Origin of the sequence: Actinomadura kijaniata NBRC 14229, from assembly GCF_001552175.1 — a bacterium.
GTDB classification, from domain to species: domain Bacteria; phylum Actinomycetota; class Actinomycetes; order Streptosporangiales; family Streptosporangiaceae; genus Spirillospora; species Spirillospora kijaniata.
In genome coordinates this window covers 1-19,435 of the sequence record NZ_BCQR01000151.1, presented here as the reverse complement: position 1 = coordinate 19,435, position 19,435 = coordinate 1, and the positions used below count along the sequence as shown (strand labels likewise).

Below are 19,435 nucleotides of genomic sequence, written 5' to 3'. Positions count from 1 at the left end.
CGCTCCCTCCATCACGGTTAAACCACCTGCTTTGTTCAAGCCCTTGAGCCCGCCCGCGGAAGGCGCTCCGGCGGTCACCGCGTCGACCTCCCCCGCCACCGGCCGCCCCTTCTTGGCGTGATCTTTGCAGTAGATTGGCGCCCCGGTCGCAGAGGGGCAGGGACGGGGCATGGCGCACTCGGAGTCCGGGGTTCCGCATCCGCGCCGGGGGCGTCCGGTGAGCCGCGTCGGCGTGCGGGAGCGTCTCCGGTACTGGTTCGACAACACGATGGCCAAGGGCACCCCCGCCCTCATCGGCTGGCTCGGGCTGGCGTCGCTGGCGCTGGTGCTGACCGTCGCGTCGGTGGCCGTGCTGATCGCGCCCCGGGACACGCGGGACAACGGCCACTGGCCGGGCGTGGTCTGGCGGAGCCTGCTGCGCACGCTCGACCCCGGCACGATGGGGGACGACCGGGGCAGCGGCCCCTACCTGGCGCTGATGCTGACGGCGACGGTCGGCGGGATCTTCATCGTCAGCGCCCTGATCGGCGTGCTGACCACCGGCCTGGAAAACAAGATCGCCGAACTGCGCAAGGGGCGGTCGCGCATCATCGAACGCGACCACACCGTCCTGCTGGGCTGGTCGGAGCACGTGTTCACCGTGGTCGCCGAGCTGGTGGAGGCCAACAAGAGCCGGAGCAGCTCGTATGTGGCGATCCTGGCCGACCGCGACCGCGTCGACATGGAGGAGGCCATCCGCGCCCGGGTCGGCGGCACCGGCCGCACGAAGGTCATCTGCCGTCGCGGCGACCCGCTCAAGGTCGCCGACCTGGAACTGGTCAGCCCCGCCACGGCCCGCTCGATCGTGGTGCTGTCCCCGCCCGTCGACGACCCCGACACCCATGTGATCAAGGTGCTGCTGGCCCTGGGCGCGCGCACCTGGGAGCCTGACCACCGGCCGCACGTGATCGCGGCCATGCACGACTCGACCAACCTGCCCGCCGCCCGGCTGGCCGCCGGACCGGCCGCCCAGGTGATCGACGCCGACGACCTGGCGATCCGGCTCATCGTGCAGTCCCACCGCGAGGCCGGGCTGTCGGCGGTCTTCACCGAGCTGCTCGACTTCGAGGGCCACGAGCTGTACCTGCACGCCGAGCCCGCGCTGGCCGGACGCACGTTCGGGCGGCTGCTGGACGCCTACGAGCTCGGCGTCCCCATCGGGTTCCGGCACGCCGACGGCGCGGTCACGCTGAACCCGCCGATGGACACCGTCGCCCGGTCCGGCGACAAGGTCATCGTGCTGGCCGAGGACGACGTGCTGATCAAGCTGGCGTCCCGCGCCGCCCCGCCCGTCGTCGAGGACGCCATCGCCGCCCCGGGCCCCGGCCGCCGCCTTCCCGAGCGCACGCTGCTGATCGGCTGGAACCACCGCGCCCCCGAGATCATCAGGCAGCTGGACGGCTTCGCCCGCCCCGGCTCGACGCTGCACGTCGCCGCCGACCGCCCCGACCCGACCGCGGACCTGCCCCGGCCCGCCAACACGACGTTCGGCTTCACCCGGTGCGCGCCCACCGACCGCCCCAGCCTGGAGAGCCTGGACGTCGGGTCCTACCAGAGCATCATCGTGCTGGCCGACCTCGACCTTCCCCCCGAGCACTCCGACGCCCGCACCCTGGTCACGCTGCTGCACCTGCGGGACATGGCCGAACGGCTCGGCGACCCCTACTCGATCGTCAGCGAGATCAACGACGAGACCAACCGGGAGATCGCGGTGGTGACCAAGGCCGACGACTTCGTGGTCAGCGACAAGCTCATCAACCAGGTCCTCGCCCAGGTCAGCGAGGACCGGCACCTCTACGACGTGTTCATGGAGCTGCTGTCCCCCGAAGGCGCCGAGATCTACCTCAAACCCGCCCCCGACTACCTGCGGCCCGGGGTGACCGCCAACTTCGCCACCCTCATCGAGGCGGCCCGGCGGCGCGGCGAGACCGCGCTCGGGTACCGGCTCGGCGACCGCTTCCACCAGCCGCCCGACTACGGCGTCGTCCTCAACCCCGACAAGGCCGCGCCCTTCACCCTCACCGCCTCGGACCGGGTGATCGTGCTGACCGAGGAGTGAGGCGGCGCGCCCGCGAACGCCAACGGCGGCGCGGAGCCGAGGCTCCGCGCCGCCGTTTCGGTTCCGTCACCGGTGGGTGCCGTGGCCCCGTCGCCGGAACGCGGCGACGGCGGCGACGCCGACGGCGGCCAGGCCGATCTGGAAGACCAGCTCGATCCAGTCGATGCCGTCGGTGGTGGCGACGCCGACCGACTGGGCGATCGCGGTGCCGAGCAGCGCGGCCACGATGCCGACGCCGATGGTCAGCAGGATGCCGATGGGCTGCCGCCCGGGCAGCGCCAGCCGTCCGAGCGCGCCGATGATCGCACCGATGACGATCGCGGTGATGATGCCGGTAACGGTCACTGTCCGTCCTCCTTGTCTGAGCTGCCGCACCCCCTATGCCCGAATTTGGCGATATTCACCTTCGAACTCGACAGCGGTACCGCACGAGGGCCGCCGATAAGGCCGCCCGTAACCCGCGACAGCCCGCTGAAGGGGGCTGTCGCCGACGCGGGAGGGGCGTGGCTCCGCCGGGAATCCTGATCGGCGGTCCTGTCTCCGACGGTCTTCGGAGAGCGCGGGCAGGACCATGACGACCAGGCTCCGCGCGGATCCCGGGCGCCGGTCACGACCGGCGCCGGGCCGGGGCGGTGACCGGATCCCGCCGCCTGCGCCCGGGTGACCGAGGCCGTGACGGCCCGACCGGCCGGTTCGCGCCGCTGTTCGTCGTTGTGGGCGAACGGGCCGTGCTCATCGGCCGCGTTCGGCGGCGACGGCCACCGGCACGATGGCCAGCGCCAGGACGCCGCCGCCGAGGGCCAGGACCGGGTATCCGGCGACGGCGACGACGAGGCCCGAGGCCATGCCGCCGGTGGCCCCGGCGATGGCGACGGCCACGTCGGCCAGGCCCTGGACCCGGGCGCGGGTGGCCGGCGGGACGGCGTCGGTGACGATCGCGGTGCCGGTGACGAGGCCGAAGTTCCAGCCCAGCCCCAGCAGCGCGAGCGCCACCGCGAGCGGGACGACCGAGCCGTCGGGGGCGCCGGCGGCGACGGCCCCGGCGGCCAGCAGGACCAGCCCGGAGGCGGCGGCGACCGCGCGGGGGCCGTGGCGGTCGACGAGCCGGCCGGTCAGGAGCGAGGGCAGGTACATCGCGCCGAGGTGGAGGGCGATGACGAGGCCGGAGGCGGCGGCGCCGTGGCCGTGGCCGTGCATGTGAACGGGCGTCATCGTCATGATCGCGACCATGACGAGCTGGGTGAGCGCCATGACCAGCGTGCCCGCCAGCACACCGGAGCGGCGGCTTCGGGACGCCGGACGCGCCCGGTCCTCCGGCGGCGCGGGTGCCGTGGCGGCGCGTTCGGCCTCCAGGTCGCGGGCCAGCAGCAGCGGGTCGGGGCGCAGCCAGACGGCCAGGACCAGGGCGGCCGTCGCGTAGGCGACGCCGGCGAGGAGGAACAGCCCGGTCAGGCGGGGGAGGCCGAGGGCGTGGGCGAGGTGCCCGGCGGGAGCGGCGAGACCGGGACCGGCCACGCCGCCCAGGGTGGTGGCGACCAGCACGGTGGACACGGCGCGGGCGCGGTGGGCGGGGGCGGCCAGATCCGCTCCGGCGTAGCGGGCCAGCAGGTTGGTGGCCGTTCCGGCCCCGTGGACGAACAGCGCGAGGAACAGCAGGACGGGGCTGCCCGCGACGGTGGCGGCGACGACGCCCGCGCTGCCGACGGCGCCGGCCAGGTATCCGGCGGCGAGGCCGGGGCGGCGGCCCCGGGCCTGGGACAGGCGGCCGACGGCGACGGCCGCCAGCGCGGACCCGGCGGTGCCGAGCGCGCTGGGCAGGCCGGCGAGGCCGGTGGAGCCGAGCATGTCCTGCGCGAGCAGGGCTCCGACGGTCACCCCGGCCGCCAGCCCGGCGCCGCTGAGGATCTGGGCGGCGACCAGGACGGTCAGGACGCGGCGCTGCTCCCGGGAGCGCGGCGGGGTCTCCGCCCGGCCGGGCACGGTACTCGTCACGAGATCAGCTCTTTCGACGGGCGCGGTCCGGCCGGACGGCGCCGTGGTCACGACGGGCGGATCCGGCGGGCCGGGCGGGCGGGCCCGGCCCGTCCGGTCAGCCCCGGTCGCCCAGGTCCAGCCGGTCGGCCAGCCCGGCGGCGGTGAAGGCGGCCACCAGCTCGGCGCGGCCCTCGGTGAAGTGGGCCCAGCCGTCGTAGTGGACGGGGACCACCCGGCGGGCGCCGAGGATCCGCGCGGCCTCGACGGCCTGGGCGCTGTCGAGCACGATGAGCGCGCCGTCGAAGAGGACGGGGAAGCGGGGCGCCCCGGCGAACAGGACGGCGGTGTCCACCGGGCCGAACCGGTCGGCGATCTCCCGCACCGCGTCGAGCGAGGCGTTGTCGCCGCTGACGTAGACCGTGGGCAGGTCCCGCCCGGTCAGGACGAACCCGACGACCTGGCCGGTGACCGGCTCGACCTCCTCGCGCGGGCCGGGCCCGTGGACGGCCGGCACGCCCGTCACGGTGACCGTGCCGCCGCCGGGGCGGTCCAGCTCGACCGACTCCCAGTCGGCCAGCCCCCGGGCGCCCTCGCCCAGGCGCCGCCCGCCGCCGGGCGTGGTGAGGGTGAGCGGGACGTCGGCGAGCAGCGCCCGGCCGGAGACGTCGAGGTTGTCGGGGTGCTCGTCGTGGGAGAGCAGGACCACGTCGACGCGGCCGAGGTCGGCGGGGCCGCCCGCGGCGGGGGCGGTCTTGGTCAGGATCTTGCGGCCCCCCTCGTGGTAGTCGCCGGGGGCGTCGAAGGTCGGGTCGGTGAGGAAGCGCAGCCCTCCGTACTCGAACAGGGCGGTCGGGCCGCCGAAGACGCGGACGGGGAACCGCCCGCCGGTGGTGTCGACAGAGGACACAGGGATCTCCTCACGGATTGGTGCTTGTTCAACCGTGAAATGACCGTAGTTGTTTCTCACGGATGAGCGCAACCCGTACCATGAGGAGCATGAGCGAGCTCCCGACCGCCGATTCCGTGCTGCCGCCCGCTCCGGGGGCGGAGCAGTACCTCGCCCTGGACTTCGTCAACAGCGTCATCGCGCTGCCCGGCGGGCAGTTCGTCGACCTCCTCGGCACTCCGGCGGCGGTGAACCGGTGGCTCGCCGAACGCGGGCTCGCCCCGGAGGACGCCGGGGTGCAGGAGATGTGCGCGACGCAACTGCGCTCGCTGCGCGAGCAGGTCAGGGGACTGTTCGCCTCCCGCGTCGCCGGGGTACCCGCCCTGCCCGCCGCCCTGGCGGCCGTCAACGACGCGCTGACCAGGGCCCCCACGGCCCCCCTGCTGTACTGGGACGACAAGGACGGCCCCTACCGGGCGGTCCCGTGCCCCACCAACGAGATCCTCGACCGCGCGCTCGCCGTCCTCGCGGCCAACGCGGCCGACCTTCTCACCGGTCCCGACGCCGAGCGCCTCACCGCCTGCGGCTCCGTCCCCTGCAACCGCTACCTGCTGCGCCACGGCCGCCGGCACTGGTGCTCGGTCCGCTGCGGCGACCGCGCCCGCGCCGCCCGCGCCTACGCCCGGCGCGCCCAGTCGAAGGAGGACTGACCGGCCCGGCGACCATGCGGCGCGCCGATTCCACCCGAGGCGAGTGGGCGGGTGGCCTTCGCGGCTCTGTTGCGATGGTCCGGAGCTGCTCGGTCAGCGCGTCGATGCGCCTGGCGTGCCCTGTCGAAGGGGGCTGGCCGGCCCGGCGGTCGTGCGGCGCGCCGATTCCGCCGGAGGCGGGTGGGCGGGTGGCCTTCGCGGCTCTGTCGCGATGGTCCGGAGCTGCTCGGTCAGCGCGTCGATGCGCCTGGCGTGCCCTGTCGAAGGGGACTGACCGGTCCGGCGGTCGTGCGGTGCGCTTATTCCGCTGGGGGTGGGGCGGGCGGCCTTCGCGGCTCTGTCGTGGTTGCCGGAAGCTGTTCGGTCAGCGTGTCGAACCGGGTCCGGCTTGCGGGCGGGGCCCGTCGCCAGTAGTGGAACGCGCGTCACCGCCCGACGTGAACGGAGCGTTCGAGGGCTCCGCCTCGTCGGTGCGGGCGCCGGCGAGGGCGGCGTCCAGCAGGCCCGGATACCGGGCGTCGAGGTCGTCGCGGCGCAGGGTGAGCAGGTTCTCCCGGCCGGACGGCTCCTGCCGGATGACGCCGCTCTCGCGCAGGACGCGCCAGTGGTGCGTCATCGTCGACTTCGCCGTCACACCGAGGGCTTCCAGGACGCTGCCGCAGTTGCGCCGTCCACCCTGGTCCAGTACGCGAACGGCGGCGAGCCGCACCGGATGGCCCAGGGCCGACAGGACGCCGTCGATCCGGATCTGGTCGCGGTCGGGGTGCCGGTACCTCATGGTCCCACCGTACTACTACTTACGAACAATCTGCCGTGAACGGTTGCCGATCGTACGACTGTACGCAAGTATGCGTACAGTCGTACGTCGGCGGTGTCCCCGCCGACCCCCCATCCCGTGGAGGGCGCATCCGCATGTCCGTTCCGCAGAGACAGGCCGCCGGACACCGGCTGGGCTGGACCCTGGCCCTGCTGGCGCTGGCCCAGCTCATCTACGCGCTGGACCTCAACATCGTGTTCGTCGCGCTGCCCGAGATCGGCTCCGACCTGGGCTTCCCGGGCCAGACCCAGCAGCTCGTGGTCAGCGCCTACGTCGTGTTCGCCGGGGGCTTCCTGCTGTTCGGCGGCCGCGCGGCCGACCTGCTGGGCCGCCGCCGCGTCTTCGTGCTCGCCCTGGCGCTGTACGCCGTCTCGTCGCTGGCGGGCGGCCTGGCGGGCAGCCCGGCCGTCATCATCGCCGCCCGCGCCGTGCAGGGCGTCGGCGGGGCGCTGCTGCTGCCCGCCACGCTCTCACTGATCAACACGCTGTTCGCCGAGGGGCCGCAGCGCAACCGCGCGCTCGCGGTCTGGGGCGGCGCCGGCGCCAGCGGCCTGACCATCGGCGCGCTGCTCGGCGGCGTGCTCACCGAGAACTTCGGCTGGCCGGCCGTCTTCTACGTCAACGTCCCGCTCGCCGGGCTGGTCGCGCTGGCGGCCCTGGCGGTCATCCCCCGTGACCCGGCGCGCCGGGAACGGCGGCGGTTCGACCTGCCGGGCTCGCTGACCGTCACCGGCGGCGCGACGCTGCTGGTGTTCGCCCTCGTCGAAGGGCCCGAGCTGGGCTGGACGAGCCCGCCGGTGACCGGCGCGTCCGCGCTCGCCCTGGCCCTGCTGGCGGCGTTCGCGGTGATCGAACGGCGCAGCGCCGACCCGCTGATGCCCTTCCGGCTGTTCCGCAACCCCAGCCTGACCGTCGGGACGGGCGTCACGTTCCTCTACATGGCGACGTTCGGGGTCCTGCCCTACTTCCTCACCGTCCTCATGCAGGGCGTGCACGGCTACGGCGCCCTGCGGACGGGGCTGGCCTTCCTCGTCCCCTCGCTCGCGATCGCCGCCGGAACCCAGCTCGGCGAGCGGCTCGCCACCCGGATCGGCACCCGCGCGACGCTGCTGATCGGCTTCGGCGTCGGGGCCGTGGGCACGGCCGCGATGGCGTTCGGCTTCGCCCCCGAGGCCGGGTACGGGCTGCTCGTGCCCGGCCTCGTCGTCTCCGGCGTCGGGCAGGGCGTCGTCTGGACGGCCATGTGGATCGCCGCGGCGACCGGCACGGCCGCGCACGAACAGGGCGTCGCGAACGGGATCGCGTCCACCGCCCTCAACATCGGCAACGCCATCGGGCTCGCGGTCCTCACCGTCCTCGCCGACCTCGGCACCGAGGGCAGGACCGGCGAGGCGCTGCGCGCCGCCACCGCGCACGGGCAGTCCGTCGTGGTCCTGCTGACCGCGGCCGGAATGGTCGTCGGCCTGCTCGTCACGCTCGCGCTGCCGCGCGCGGCGGCGCCGGCGCCCACCGCGGGGGAGCCGTCCGCGCCGGAGACCGTGGCCTCGCGCTGACGCCGCGGCGAACGTCCGGTCGGATTTCCGCCAGCGCGCCCGGCCCACCGGGCGGGAGGGTCGGACGGGCCCGTACGCGGCGACGGGCCCGTCGAGGCTTTCGAGGAAAGGTGGAGGAATGCACGTGGTCCCCGGTCTCAAGGTGCTGTACTTCGGGACCCCGGTGGTGTTGATCAGCTCGCAGAACGAGGACGGCACGGCGAACCTGGCCCCCATGTCCTCGGCGTGGTGGCTGGGGCAGCACTGCATGCTCGGCCTGGGCGACAGCGCCCAGACCACGGCGAACCTGCTGCGTGAGCGGGAGTGCGTGCTGAACCTGCCCTCGTCCTCGATGGTCGGCGCCGTCGACCGGCTCGCGCTGACGACGGGGAGGCCGGACGTGCCCGGCCACAAGGCCGCGCAGGGATACCGCTACGAGCCGGACAAGTTCTCCGCCGCGGGACTGACCGAGCAGGAGTCGGAGCTGGTCGCCCCGCCCCGGGTGGCGGAGTGCCCGATCCAGCTGGAGTGCCGCCTCGTCGCGCACCACCCGTTCGCCGGCCCCTCCGTCAGCGCCACCGCCTTCCACGTGGAGGTCCTCCGCGCCCACGTCGAGGAGGACCTCGTCATCCCCGGAACGAGCCATGTGGACCCGCTCGCCTGGGACCCGCTGATCATGAAGTTCTGCGAGTTCTTCGGCGAGGGGCGGGTGGTGCACCCGTCCAGGCTCGCCGAGGGCTGGGACATGCCGCACGGGTCCCTGGCCCGTCCCGCCTCCCGGTAGCCCCTCCGCGCGCCACGCTCACGGCACCAGCAGCCACCGCCCGCGCTGGCCGCCGCCGGTGACCTTGCCGTACGCCGTCGCGGCCTCGGCCAGCGGCACCCGGCCGGCCACCCGCAGCTCCAGGACGCCGGAGACGGCGAGGTCGAGCAGCCCGGCCAGCCTCGCGCCGTCGGGCTCGACGCTCACGATGCCGACGTCGATGCCCCGCTCGGACGTGGCGAGCGACGCCGCGGGCACGCCGACGAACGTCCCGCCGTCGCGGATCGCGCCCAGGGCCGCCCCGTGCAGGACGGCGCCGTCGAGGACGGCGTCGAACGACGGCCCCGGCAGCTCCGTGACGAGCGCGCGGGCCCCGGCCCTCAGCACGAAGTCGCGGTCGGACCCGCGCGCCAGCCCGGTGACGGCCCAGCCGGCGTGGGCGGCGAGCGCGACGGCGTACCCGCCCACGGCGCCGGCGGCGCCGGTGACCAGCAGGGTCCGCCCGCCGGCCGGACCGAGCCGGTCCAGCATCCGCGCCGCGGTCGCGGCGTTGAGCGGCAGGGAGGCCGCGGCGACCGGGTCGAGGCCGTCCGGCAGCGGCGCGGCGGCTGCCGCCGGGACGACGGTCTCCTCGGCGTGCGCGCGGACCGGGGCCGTGAAGTCGGCGTGGAGGGCGGCGACCGGGTCGCCGACCGAGAAGCCGGTGACCTCGGCGCCGGTCCCGGTGACGACGCCGGTGAGGGACAGGCCCAGGCCGACCGTTCCGGTGAGCCCGAAGATCACCCGGCCCGGTCCGGCGGCGACGAGGGGGTCGACGGGGTCGACCGATGCCGCCGTGACGCGGACCCGCAGGTCCCCGGGGCCGAGCGGGGGCGGCGCCACCTCCTGGAGGACGGGCGTGGAGGCGTCGGGCGCGGACACCAGTGCGAGCGTCATGGTGGATCTCCTTCCGGTGGATGGACTACACCACCATCGGTGACCTACTCTCTGTTGGGAAGTAGGCACTTCGAAGTGGGGTCGGCACCCGGAGGTAAGCCATGGACGCGACCGCCGCCGAGCGGCCGACGGCGGGGTTCGACGCCTTCGCCGCCTCCTGCCCCAGCCGGCGGCTGCTCGACACGATCGGCAACAAGTGGGCGAGCCTGGTGATCGTGGCGCTGGGGCTGGAGGGGCCGATGCGCTTCTCCGAGCTGTCCGCGCGCATCGCCGGGGTGAGCCAGAAGATGCTGACCCAGACCCTGCGGAACCTGGAACGGGACGGGCTGCTCACCCGCACGGTGACCCCGTCGGTGCCCGTCCGCGTCGACTACGAGCTGACGCCGCTCGGCATGTCCCTGGTGGAGACGATCGGCCACCTCAAGGAGTGGGCCGAGGCGCACATGGCCGAGGTGGACCGGGCGCGCGAGGAGTACGACCGGAACCACACCTGACGCGCGGGCCCGGCCCGCCGGTCATTCGGCGGGATCGGGCGCGGGCGCCGGACGCTGCGCCGCCTCGCCCTCGGCGGTCAGGGCGCGCAACTGCGTGACCTGGCGGCGCAGCGAGGTCACCGCGGCGGCGACCTCGGCCTTCAGCCGGGCCACCACGTCCTCCGGACCGTCCTGCGCCGACGACGGACCGTTCTCGTGACCACCCTGGTACTGCGCGTTCATCGGGTCCATCATGGCCGACCCGGCGCGGATCCGCCGCGTGCCGTGCCACGACCGTGCTCTCAGTTGGGCAGCGGGACCGCGTCGGCGCGACCCCTGCGCTCCGCTAAGTAATCCGTATTCACGAAACGCCGCCGCGAGGCGGGCATGTCACGCTCGTTCGTTATCTGCGGCTTCATCGGGACAGGACGGCCCGCAGGCGTTCGTACGTCGGAGCCAGGCGGCGCAGGCCCGCCGCGACCGCGACGTCGTCACCCGCCACCAGCGGACCCTGCAAACCGCCGACGATGCGGGCCTGCTCCGCGGCGACGGCCGCGCCCGCGTCGAGGCCGAGGGACGACAGGCAGGCCGCCAGGTCGTTGAGGCGGCGGGCGCCCACCCGCACCGCGAACGCCTCCCACAGCCCCCTGATCTCGGGGTCCAGCCCCGCCTCCACCAGCTCGGCCGTGCGCTCGGCGGCCTCGGCCTGCCCCAGCGTGCCGGGCGGGACCGCCACGTCCGTCCGGCCGCCCAGCCAGGCCAGCCCGGCGGGCAGGGACCGCCGCAACGCCTCCTCCGGTCCGACCCGCTCGCGCCGGACGAACCGGTGCCGCATCCGGAACGGCCGGTCCAGATAGGCGACCAGCTCTCCGCGCCACGCCTCGGCGAAGGCGTCGACCGGAAGTGTGGCGTACGGGTAGCCCTGCGGGTCGTGCACGAGCACGGTGTCGTCGCCCACCTCCAGCACCACCAGGTAGTGGTCGGCGCCCACCGCCTTGCCCGACCCGGGCTGGAAGGTCAGCAGGCCCATCTCCAGCGGCCCGGCCAGTACCGGACCGGCCGCGACGGCCCGGCGCAGCCGGTCGAGCGCCTCGGCGGCCGTCCCCCCGTCCACGCGCTCGCACTCCCAGCCGAGCAGGCCGATCGCGGCGTCGAGCCCGATCTCGGGATCCCAGCCGAACGGGTCGAACAGCGGCAGGCGGCCGCCGATCAGCTCCATCCCGTACGGGGAGCCCGTCAGGACCTCGATCACGGCGGGGGGCGGCGCCTCACCGCACAGCAGCATCGCGAGGGAGTTGGCGTAGCAGTACGGCCCGGAGCCGATGTAGGTGACGTCCATGCCCGGCACCGTTCCGCCTGACACGGTGTCAGGGTCAAGCCCGTCCCCGTTCCAAGCCGGAGTGCGGTCGGCCCGGCCGCGTTCCTAGACCTCCTCGGGGCCGGCGGTCGCCGGGGGAGGGGCGTCCTGACGGCCGGGGGTCATCAGCGCGGCGGCGATCGCACCGGCCGCTGCCGCCGCCGCGGCCACCGTGAACCCCCTGATGAAGCCGGTCAGCGTGGTCCCGACGAGGCTGGCGGCCGCGACGCTGGACACGACCGCGGCGCCGAAGGAGGCGCCGAACTCGTGGAAGGTGCTCACGATGCCGGACGCGATCCCCGCCTCGTGCGGCGCCACCTGGCCGAGCGCGGTCGCCGAGGCGACGACGAACATCGCGCCGGTGCCCGCCGCCGCGACGGTCACCCCGGTCACGACGCCGACCGGATGCGTCCAGAACGCCGGGACGGCCATGCCGACCGCCGCGATCGCCGATCCCGCCACGGCGGGCGTGCGCGCGCCCCGGCGGCCGAGCACGCGTCCGGTCAGGTCCGCCCCGGCCATCGTCGCCAGCGCCACCGGCAGGAACAGCAGCCCGGTGCGCATCGCGCCGTAGCCGCGGGCGTGCTGGAAGTAGAAGGTGCCGAGGAAGAACACCGCGATCATCAGCGCGGTGGCCATCCAGATCAGGAACGCGCCGGTGGCCACGGGCCGCCGGGCCAGCAGCCGCACGTCCATCAGCGGCGAGCGCGCCCGCCGCTGCCACGCCACGAACAGCGCGTAGCCGACGGCGGCCGCCGCCGCGAGACCCCCGGTGAGCGCGGTGAGCCACCCGTGCTCGTCGGCGGCGATGAGCGCGTAGATCAACGACGCCGAGGACGCCGTCACCACCACCGCGCCGACGATGTCGAGCCCGGGCCGCGCCGCGGCCACCCGCCGCGCCGGAAGCAGGACCGCCAGCGCCACGGCGATCACCAGCCCGATGGGGACGTTGACGTGGAACACCCACGGCCAGCCGGGTCCGGCGGTCAGCGCGCCGCCGAGCAGGACGCCGAGCGCGGCGCCCCCGCCGCCGAGCGCCGACCACACGCCCAGCGCCTTGTTGCGCTCCTGGCCGTCGAACAGCGCCACCACCAGCGACAGCGCCGCCGGTGACAGCAGCGCCGCGCCGACCCCCTGGGCGACACGGCCGCCCACCAGCGTCCCCGCCGATCCGGCCAGCCCGGTGACCAGCGACGCCGCGGTGAACAGCAGCAGCCCGGCGAGCACGACGCGCCTGGCGCCCAGCAGGTCGGTGATCCGGCCGCCGAGCAGCATCAGCCCGCCGAAGGTGAGGGTGTAGGCGCTGACCGTCCAGGTCAGCGCCTCGCGGCTGAGCCCGAGGTCGGTCTCGATATGGGGCAGCGCGATCGCCACGACGGTGACGTCCAGGATCAGCATCAGCTGCGCCACCCCGAGGAAGCCCAGGATGCGCCAGCGCGCCGGGTGCGGCCCGTCCGGCGACGCCTGGCCCGTCCGTTCTGCTGACTGTCGGGTCATCGGATCCCTCCACACAGTAACTCGTACTCTCGTGTACGAGTTGGTGGGATGACTATAACTCGTATCCGTGAGTACGAGATAGGGTGATGGCATGGCCGAACCCACCGCCCGCGGCAGGCGCCGCGCCGACGCCGAACGCAACATCGCCCGCATCGTGTCCGCCGCGCGCGCCTGCCTGAGCTCGGTTCCCGGCGCCACCGTCGACGACATCGCCAAGGCCGCGGGCGTGGGGCGGATGACGTTGTACGGGCACTTCCGCACCCGGGCCGACCTGGTCGAGGCCGCGCTCGCCGACGCGCTGCGCGACGGCGAGCGGACCCTGTCGGCCCTGGACCTGACCGGGGACCCCCGCCAGGCCATGACCCGCCTGCTGGCGCCGAGCTGGGAACTGGTGGCCGAGTCCGCGGCCCTGCTGGCCGCCGCCGAGGAGGCGCTGCCCGCGGGGCGGGTGCGGGAGCTGCACGACGAGCCCGCCCGGCGCATGGCCGACCTGATCCGCCGCGGGCGGCGGCAGGGCGTCTTCCGCACCGACCTGCCGACCGACTGGCTGGTCAACGTCGTGCAGTACATCCTGCACGGCGCGGCCGAACAGCTCCGCGCGGGCCGCCTGGCGGCATCGGACGCCGGTGACGTCGTGACGAGGACGGTCCTGTCGGTGCTGACCGAGCCCTCTCCGCCGCCCCGGCCATGATCGATGACACCGACGAAACCGCAGCGTGACGGCCATCGACCGGCACGGCGCACATGTCCGGCCGAAAAGAGTGGGGCCGATCCCCATAGCAGCCGGTGGATCCCGGGTTTCTAATTTGGAACCAACTCGGGCCCACCCCTGGCTTTCCGTCCGCCTGACCGAGCCGCATGATCCGTTTCCCTCATGCGGGCGCCGACGGATAGGAGGATTCGATGCCGCACCCCACCCCCACCACGCCGTCGGCGGCACCCGCGCCTGACCGGGCACCGCGGGCCTGATCCGCGGAACGCCCCCAGACCTGTGGCCGGGCCGGGTGACGCTCCCCCGGCCCGGCCGCAGACCAGCACCGGCGGGCCGTGACGGGTCCGTACGGGAAACACCCCGACCCTGACCGTGAACGCGGCCGTCGCCTCGGCCGTGCTCGACACGCCGGAAGGGAAGGGCATCGGCGCGGGGGAGAGGGACCACGCCCCGCCCAACGCCCCCATGCCCTGGCACGACCGGCGGAAAGACGACGGTGATCTCGTGGCGCGGGCGCGATCCCTCGCCGGAGGCAGGCACGCACCCCCCGGGGGGATCGGCCGCGTGGTCGGTGCCAGCCTGATCGGCACGACCATCGAGTGGTACGACTTCTTCCTGTACGGCAGCGCCGCCGCACTGGTGTTCGGCAAGCTGTTCTTCCCCGCCTCCGACCCGATGACCGGCGTGCTGCTGGCCTTCACCAGCTACGCGCTCGGCTTCGTGGCGCGACCGCTGGGCGGGCTGGTGTTCGGGCACTTCGGCGACCTGCTCGGCCGCAAGAGGCTGCTGGTGTGCAGCCTGCTGCTGATGGGCGGCTGCACGTTCGCGATGGGGCTGCTGCCCACCTACGCCGAGATCGGCGTCTGGGCGCCGGTCCTGCTGAGCCTGCTCCGGCTGCTCCAGGGGTTCGCGCTCGGCGGCGAGTGGGGCGGCGCGGTGCTCATCGTCTCCGAGCACGGCGGGGACCGGCACCGCGGGTTCTGGGCGGCCTGGCCGCAGGCCGGGGCGCCCGGCGGCAACCTGCTGGCCACCGGGGTGCTGGCCGCGCTGGTGGCCGTCCAGTCCGAGGCGGCCTTCCTGGGCTGGGGCTGGCGGATCCCCTTCCTGCTGTCGGGCGCCCTGGTGCTGCTCGGCCTGTGGATGCGCCTGTCGGTGTCGGAGACGCCGATCTTCCTCCAGGCGCGGGCCAGGGCGAGGGCGGAGGCCGCGCGGGGCGTCCGGCGGCGGGCGCCCCTGCTGGAGGTGCTCCGCACCGGCCGGCGCCAGGTCCTCACCGCGATCGGCGCCAGGGTGGGGGAGAACGTCTCCTACTACCTGCTCACCTCGTTCCTGCTGGTGTACATCACCACGCACCTGCGCCTGCCCCAGAGCACCGCGCTGAACGCCGTCCTGATCGCCTCGGCGCTCCACTTCGTCGCCATCCCCCTGTGGGGCGCGCTGTCGGACCGCGTCGGCCGCAAGCCGGTCACCCTGGTCGGCTCGGTGGGCATGACGCTGTGGGCCTTCGCGTTCTTCGCCCTGCTCGACACCCGGGACCCGGCCGTGATCACGCTGGCGGTCACCGTGGGGCTGCTGCTGCACGGCGCGATGTACGGGCCGCAGGCCGCGTTCATCGCGGAGCTGTTCGACACCGCCGTGCGCTACTCGGGGGCGTCGGTCGGGGCGCAGCTGGCCTCCGTCTTCGCCGGCGCCCTCGCCCCCGTCACCGCCATCAAGCTCCTCAAGGACCACGGCTCCTTCGTCCCGGTGGCCCTCTACCTGTGCCTCGCCGCGACCATCACCAGCGTCGCGGTCGCGCTGGCGGTCGAGACCCGCGGCCACGACCTGGCCCGCCCCGCGGCGCGCACCAGCCACCGGGCCCGGCGGGGCAGGCACCGCCCGAGGCGCTCGGCGCGCCCCCGCTGAACGCGGGCCCTCGCCGCGGCCACCGCGCGCCGGTCACCGCGGGGTCTCCTGCCGGCTGACCTTGAGCAGGCGCAGCGCGATCTGTATCTCCAGCAGGTGGTCGGCCTGCCGCCACGTCTCGCCCAGAAGCCGCGTGATGCGGTTCAGTCGCTGGGTGACGGTGTTGGCGTGCAGGTGGAGGATCTGGGCGGTGTTCCTGGTGTTCTGGTTGTTGGCGCAGAACACCTCAAGGGTGTGGAGCAGCTCGGAGCGGTGGGCGCGGTCGTAGTCCATGACCGGGCCGATCGTGGCGCGGACGAACGAGGGGACGTCCGGCCGCCCGTTGAACAGCGTCCCCACGAACCCCAGGTCGCGGGCGTCGGCGATGTCACCGACCCGGCCCAGGGCCAGCAGCGTGCGCATGCACCGGGCGGCCTCGGCGTGGGCGGCGGCGATCCGGGTGACATGGGTGGCCCGCGCCGTGCCCGCGGTGACCGGATGGTGGCAGGCGCGGGCCAGCTCGCGCACGGCGGCGTGGGCGACGGCGGCCGCGTCCTCGCCGGGCAGCAGCAGCACCACCGCCCCCTGGTGGTGGGTGGCCAGGCCGCGCCGGCGGCGCGCCAGCGCCGCGGTCATGGTGTGGACGCCCTCGTGGAAGGCCCCGTCGGTCTGGGCGACGATCATGGTGCGGCAGGCGTCCAGGTCGACGCCGAGCATCCGGGCCCGGTGCTGGAGCAGGTCCAGGTCATGGGGTTCGCTGGCCAGCAGCTCGGCCAGCAGCTCGCCGCCGACCCGGGCCTGCGCCTCGGCGACGCGCCGCCGCGTCACCAGCACCAGCGAGGCCGCCAGCGCCGCGCGCTCCAGGATGCGGCGGTCGGTGTCGCCGATGGGCGTCTGGCCGAGCAGCACCACCGCGCCCAGGTCCTCGGACTCGGTGATCAGGGGGACGGCGCACCGGCCGTCCTGGACCAGGGTGTGGCCCGAGGCGCGGGCCCGGGCGCTGACGGCGGCCAGCTCCTGGGCGTCGGTGGCGGTGACGGCGCCGGTGGCGGTGACCACCCCGCCGTGCTCGTTGACCACGACCACCTCGCCGGGCAGCACGTCGGCGGTGGCCTGGGCCACGTCGTCGACCCCCCGGCCCTGCAGGACCAGCTTGGTGAGCCGCTCGTGGACGTCGGCGGCGCGTTCCAGGTCCTTGATGTGGGAGCCGATGGTGGCGTTGGCGACCCGCAGGTCCTCCACCGCCGACCGCGAGGCGGTCAGCAGCCGGGCGTTCTCGATCGCGACCGCCGCGTGGGCGCCCAGCATCGCCAGCGCGCTGATGTCGTGGCCGCTGAAGGCCCGCATGCCCCGGTGCGCGGCCAGCAGCACCCCGATGACCTCCTGCTTGATCTTCAGGGGCACCCCGACCAGGGAGTCGATGCGTTCGGCGATCACGGTGCGGTCGATCTCGGGGGTGCGGATGATCGACTCGTCCTCCATGTAGGAGGGCACGCTGTAGGGCTCGCCGGTGCGCGCGACCATGCCGCCCACCCCGGTGCCCCGGGGCAGGCGCAGCTCGTGCAGCAGCCCGGAGATGTTGCCCGAGGCGGCCTTGATGTAGCAGTCCCCGCGGTCGCGGTCGCTGAGGCTGATGTAGGCCAGATCGCAGTCCAGCAGGCGGCGGGCGCGATCGGAGATCGCCCGCAGGATCGAGTCCAGGTCCCGCATGGAGGCCAGGTCGTTGGCGGTGTCGTTGAGCAGCTGGAGCTCGGCCTCGTTGCGGCGGTGCCGGGCCAGCAGCTCGCGCAGCCGCAGCCCGACGGCCCGTTCCCGCTCCAGGTGGGCCAGCCGCTCGGCGGACGCCCCCGCGGCCCGCGCGCGCTCCACCAGCGCGTCGAACGCGTCGACGTCGGCGTCTTCGAGAAGCAGCCGGAGAAACGAGTCTTCCGGGACCACGGTCGTCACCTCATCGTGAAGTCGGGTCTGCCCGGTGCCGTCCTCAGCCCGGCACCGCTGTCGGCCGGGCGAGGTTGCGGCGGATTCCGGCGCCGAGACGCCGCGCGACCTCGGTTTCCTTCCCCGGAGGCCAGGGCAGTAGACCCTCCCCGGAGGAACGCCCGTTCCGCGCCTCGTTCAGCGGCTTGTCGAGGCTGGGGAACGCCTCCCGCTCCGTCGACAGGTGGGGCGCCAGGTTGCGGAGGATGTCGCGGGTCAGCTCCAGGCCGATGTGGTCGGCGTTCTCCATGGGACCCACGGCCGCCCAGCGGAGCCCCAGGCTGGACCGCATGACCGTGTCGATGGTCTCCGGGTCGCACACCCCCTGGTCGAGCAGGTGCAGCGCCTCGCGCACCAGCGCGAACTGCAGGCGGTTGCCGACGAACCCGGGAACGTCGCGCCGCAGCCGCACGGTGGTCTTGCCCATGGCGGTGAGCAGGTCGCAGGCGTCGTCGAGGACGCGCGGGTCGGTGCGGGCGCCCGGCGCGACCTCGACCAGCGGGACGAGGTAGGGAGGGTTCCACCAGTGCACCCCGGCCAGCCGGCCGGGATGCGCCATCGCCTCGGCCACGCGTGTGATCGACAGGACCGAGGTGTTGGTCCAGATCGGCGTCGCGGGCGCGGCGGCGGCCTCCAGCGCGGCCAGCACCTGGTGCTTGACCTCCAGCCGTTCGGGCACCGCCTCCACGATGACGTCCACCTCCCGCGCGACGCCGTCCAGCGTGGACGCCGTGGTGATGCGGGCGCCGATCGGCCCGGACCGGGAGCTCGGGACCCCGCACTGGGCCAGCGCCGGCCCCACGCGGTGGTGGAAGGTGGCCATGGTCCGGGGATCCACGTCGTGAACGGCGACATCGTGGCCGGCCTTCGCTAGCGCCACGGCGATCCCGTGCCCCATGAGGCCGCCGCCGACGATGCCGAACCGAGTCATGAGCCAAGCCCCGTTCCGTGGGTCGATGATGGAGCCCGACCGCTGGTCGGCCGCCCTGTCGCGGCGGTGACCGCAGCCCTGCGGCTCCCCGGATCCACACGTTAGGCCGGGGGTGGAACCGGTTCAATGTGCTCTGTTCACACCTCTGTTCCCTCGGGGGTGTGAACCGGCCCCTGCCCCGCCGGGCGGATCCGCGGCCTTCGGCGGGCGGTGACGCGCCCGGACGCCGGAGGCGGACTTCCTCAGCAATGTGAGGGGAATCCACCCGGAGTTTCGAATTGTGTGGGCGAACGCCATAGGTGGTTCCGGGAATGGCGCTCTGTAATGGTCGGCGTCCCGGCGCCCATTCCAGCGACCCGCTCGCCCGAGAGCATAGGGCGCATTTTCCGGTCCCGCGTGGGCGCCCCCTTCCCCATCCCCTCATGACCGGTTGGAACATGGAGAGATCCCGTATGGACAAAGTGATCGCGACCGCTGCCGAAGCGGTGGCCGACATCGGGGACCGGGCGTCCCTGGCCGTGGGAGGGTTCGGGCTGTGCGGCGTTCCCGAAACGCTGATCCGCGCCGTGCACAAGCGGGGGCCCGGCGGGTTGCGGCTGGTCTCCAACAACTGCGGCGTGGACGGCCGGGGCCTGGGCGTCCTGCTGGCGGCGGGCCGGGTCACCCGCGTCACCGCCTCCTACGTGGGGGAGAACAAGGAGTTCGCCCGCCAGTACCTGGCCGGTGAGCTGGAGGTGGAGCTGATCCCCCAGGGCACGCTCGCCGAGCGGCTGCGCGCCGGCGGGGTGGGGGTCCCCGCCTTCTACACGCCGGCCGGGGTCGGCACGCAGATCGCCGACGGCGGCCTGCCGTGGCGCCACGACGCCCTGGGGGAGGTGGCGGTGGCCT

The 19,435-nt window shown here is 74.3% G+C and carries 18 protein-coding genes; 8 read left to right on the top strand and 10 right to left on the bottom strand.

Annotated features, from left to right (window positions below):
• Positions 1-169 precede the first annotated feature (169 nt).
• Complete coding sequence (locus AKI01S_RS36845) at positions 170-2,098, top strand: CASTOR/POLLUX-related putative ion channel (protein ID WP_084000618.1); 1,929 nt, start codon at positions 170-172, stop codon at positions 2,096-2,098.
• A 66-nt stretch (positions 2,099-2,164) separates the two neighbouring features.
• Here the strand turns inward: AKI01S_RS36845 and AKI01S_RS36840 are convergent, their stop codons facing one another.
• The 3 genes from AKI01S_RS36840 to AKI01S_RS36830 all read right to left on the bottom strand — a co-directional run bounded on the left by AKI01S_RS36840 (position 2,165) and on the right by AKI01S_RS36830 (position 4,979).
• A complete protein-coding gene (locus AKI01S_RS36840; RefSeq protein ID WP_067828776.1) occupies positions 2,165-2,443 on the bottom strand; it encodes a GlsB/YeaQ/YmgE family stress response membrane protein in 279 nt (92 codons plus the stop codon).
• A 387-nt stretch (positions 2,444-2,830) separates the two neighbouring features.
• Entirely contained in the window at positions 2,831-4,090 is a 1,260-nt protein-coding gene (locus AKI01S_RS36835; RefSeq protein WP_245681929.1) for an MFS transporter, read from the bottom strand.
• Between the two features lie 97 nt (positions 4,091-4,187).
• Entirely contained in the window at positions 4,188-4,979 is a 792-nt protein-coding gene (locus AKI01S_RS36830) for an MBL fold metallo-hydrolase (RefSeq protein WP_067828774.1), read from the bottom strand.
• 89 nt (positions 4,980-5,068) lie between these two features.
• On the opposite strand from AKI01S_RS36830, the gene AKI01S_RS36825 reads away from it, so the two are divergent.
• A complete protein-coding gene (locus AKI01S_RS36825) occupies positions 5,069-5,668 on the top strand; it encodes an ABATE domain-containing protein (RefSeq protein ID WP_067828772.1) in 600 nt (199 codons plus the stop codon).
• Positions 5,669-6,032: 364 nt separating this feature from the next.
• Here the strand turns inward: AKI01S_RS36825 and AKI01S_RS36820 are convergent, their stop codons facing one another.
• Positions 6,033-6,446, bottom strand: coding sequence for an ArsR/SmtB family transcription factor (locus tag AKI01S_RS36820; RefSeq protein ID WP_067828769.1), 414 nt, complete (start codon positions 6,444-6,446; stop codon positions 6,033-6,035).
• A gap of 134 nt (positions 6,447-6,580) precedes the next feature.
• Here AKI01S_RS36820 and AKI01S_RS36815 point away from each other — a divergent pair, with 134 nt between their 5' ends.
• Positions 6,581-8,038, top strand: coding sequence for an MFS transporter (locus AKI01S_RS36815; protein WP_174567446.1), 1,458 nt, complete (start codon positions 6,581-6,583; stop codon positions 8,036-8,038).
• A 118-nt stretch (positions 8,039-8,156) separates the two neighbouring features.
• A complete protein-coding gene (locus tag AKI01S_RS36810) occupies positions 8,157-8,801 on the top strand; it encodes a flavin reductase family protein (RefSeq protein WP_067828766.1) in 645 nt (214 codons plus the stop codon).
• Between the two features lie 18 nt (positions 8,802-8,819).
• Here AKI01S_RS36810 and AKI01S_RS36805 read toward each other — a convergent pair whose 3' ends face one another.
• Positions 8,820-9,716, bottom strand: a complete 897-nt coding sequence (locus AKI01S_RS36805; protein WP_067828763.1) for a zinc-binding dehydrogenase — start codon at positions 9,714-9,716, stop codon at positions 8,820-8,822.
• A gap of 101 nt (positions 9,717-9,817) precedes the next feature.
• Here AKI01S_RS36805 and AKI01S_RS36800 point away from each other — a divergent pair, with 101 nt between their 5' ends.
• Positions 9,818-10,210: a winged helix-turn-helix transcriptional regulator gene (locus AKI01S_RS36800; protein WP_067828761.1), complete on the top strand. Its 393-nt coding sequence runs from the start codon at positions 9,818-9,820 to the stop codon at positions 10,208-10,210.
• A 21-nt stretch (positions 10,211-10,231) separates the two neighbouring features.
• Here AKI01S_RS36800 and AKI01S_RS36795 read toward each other — a convergent pair whose 3' ends face one another.
• The 3 genes from AKI01S_RS36795 to AKI01S_RS36785 form a co-directional block, all read right to left on the bottom strand.
• Positions 10,232-10,432, bottom strand: coding sequence for a hypothetical protein (locus AKI01S_RS36795; RefSeq protein ID WP_157420432.1), 201 nt, complete (start codon positions 10,430-10,432; stop codon positions 10,232-10,234).
• 172 nt (positions 10,433-10,604) lie between these two features.
• Complete coding sequence (locus tag AKI01S_RS36790) at positions 10,605-11,528, bottom strand: YobF C-terminal domain-containing protein (RefSeq protein ID WP_067828756.1); 924 nt, start codon at positions 11,526-11,528, stop codon at positions 10,605-10,607.
• Between the two features lie 84 nt (positions 11,529-11,612).
• A complete protein-coding gene (locus tag AKI01S_RS36785) occupies positions 11,613-13,043 on the bottom strand; it encodes an MFS transporter (protein ID WP_067828749.1) in 1,431 nt (476 codons plus the stop codon).
• A gap of 91 nt (positions 13,044-13,134) precedes the next feature.
• Between AKI01S_RS36785 and AKI01S_RS36780 the strand changes: the two genes are divergently transcribed.
• Together AKI01S_RS36780 and AKI01S_RS36775 are read left to right on the top strand one after the other, a co-directional pair.
• Positions 13,135-13,734, top strand: coding sequence for a TetR/AcrR family transcriptional regulator (locus tag AKI01S_RS36780; protein ID WP_067828747.1), 600 nt, complete (start codon positions 13,135-13,137; stop codon positions 13,732-13,734).
• Between the two features lie 585 nt (positions 13,735-14,319).
• Positions 14,320-15,660, top strand: coding sequence for an MFS transporter (locus AKI01S_RS36775; protein ID WP_245681928.1), 1,341 nt, complete (start codon positions 14,320-14,322; stop codon positions 15,658-15,660).
• Positions 15,661-15,693: 33 nt separating this feature from the next.
• On the opposite strand, the gene AKI01S_RS36770 is transcribed toward AKI01S_RS36775, so the two are convergent.
• Together AKI01S_RS36770 and AKI01S_RS36765 are read right to left on the bottom strand one after the other, a co-directional pair.
• The gene (locus AKI01S_RS36770) at positions 15,694-17,577 is read right to left on the bottom strand and encodes a helix-turn-helix domain-containing protein (protein WP_157420431.1); all 1,884 of its coding nucleotides are present in this window, start codon (positions 17,575-17,577) and stop codon (positions 15,694-15,696) included.
• A gap of 43 nt (positions 17,578-17,620) precedes the next feature.
• Positions 17,621-18,547 carry a 3-hydroxyacyl-CoA dehydrogenase family protein gene (locus tag AKI01S_RS36765; RefSeq protein WP_067828742.1) on the bottom strand — a complete coding sequence of 309 codons (927 nt, stop codon included), beginning with the start codon at positions 18,545-18,547 and terminating at the stop codon, positions 17,621-17,623.
• Positions 18,548-18,999: 452 nt separating this feature from the next.
• Between AKI01S_RS36765 and AKI01S_RS36760 the strand changes: the two genes are divergently transcribed.
• A partial coding sequence (locus AKI01S_RS36760) for a CoA transferase subunit A (protein WP_169814078.1) occupies positions 19,000-19,435 on the top strand: 436 nt, incomplete at its 3' end.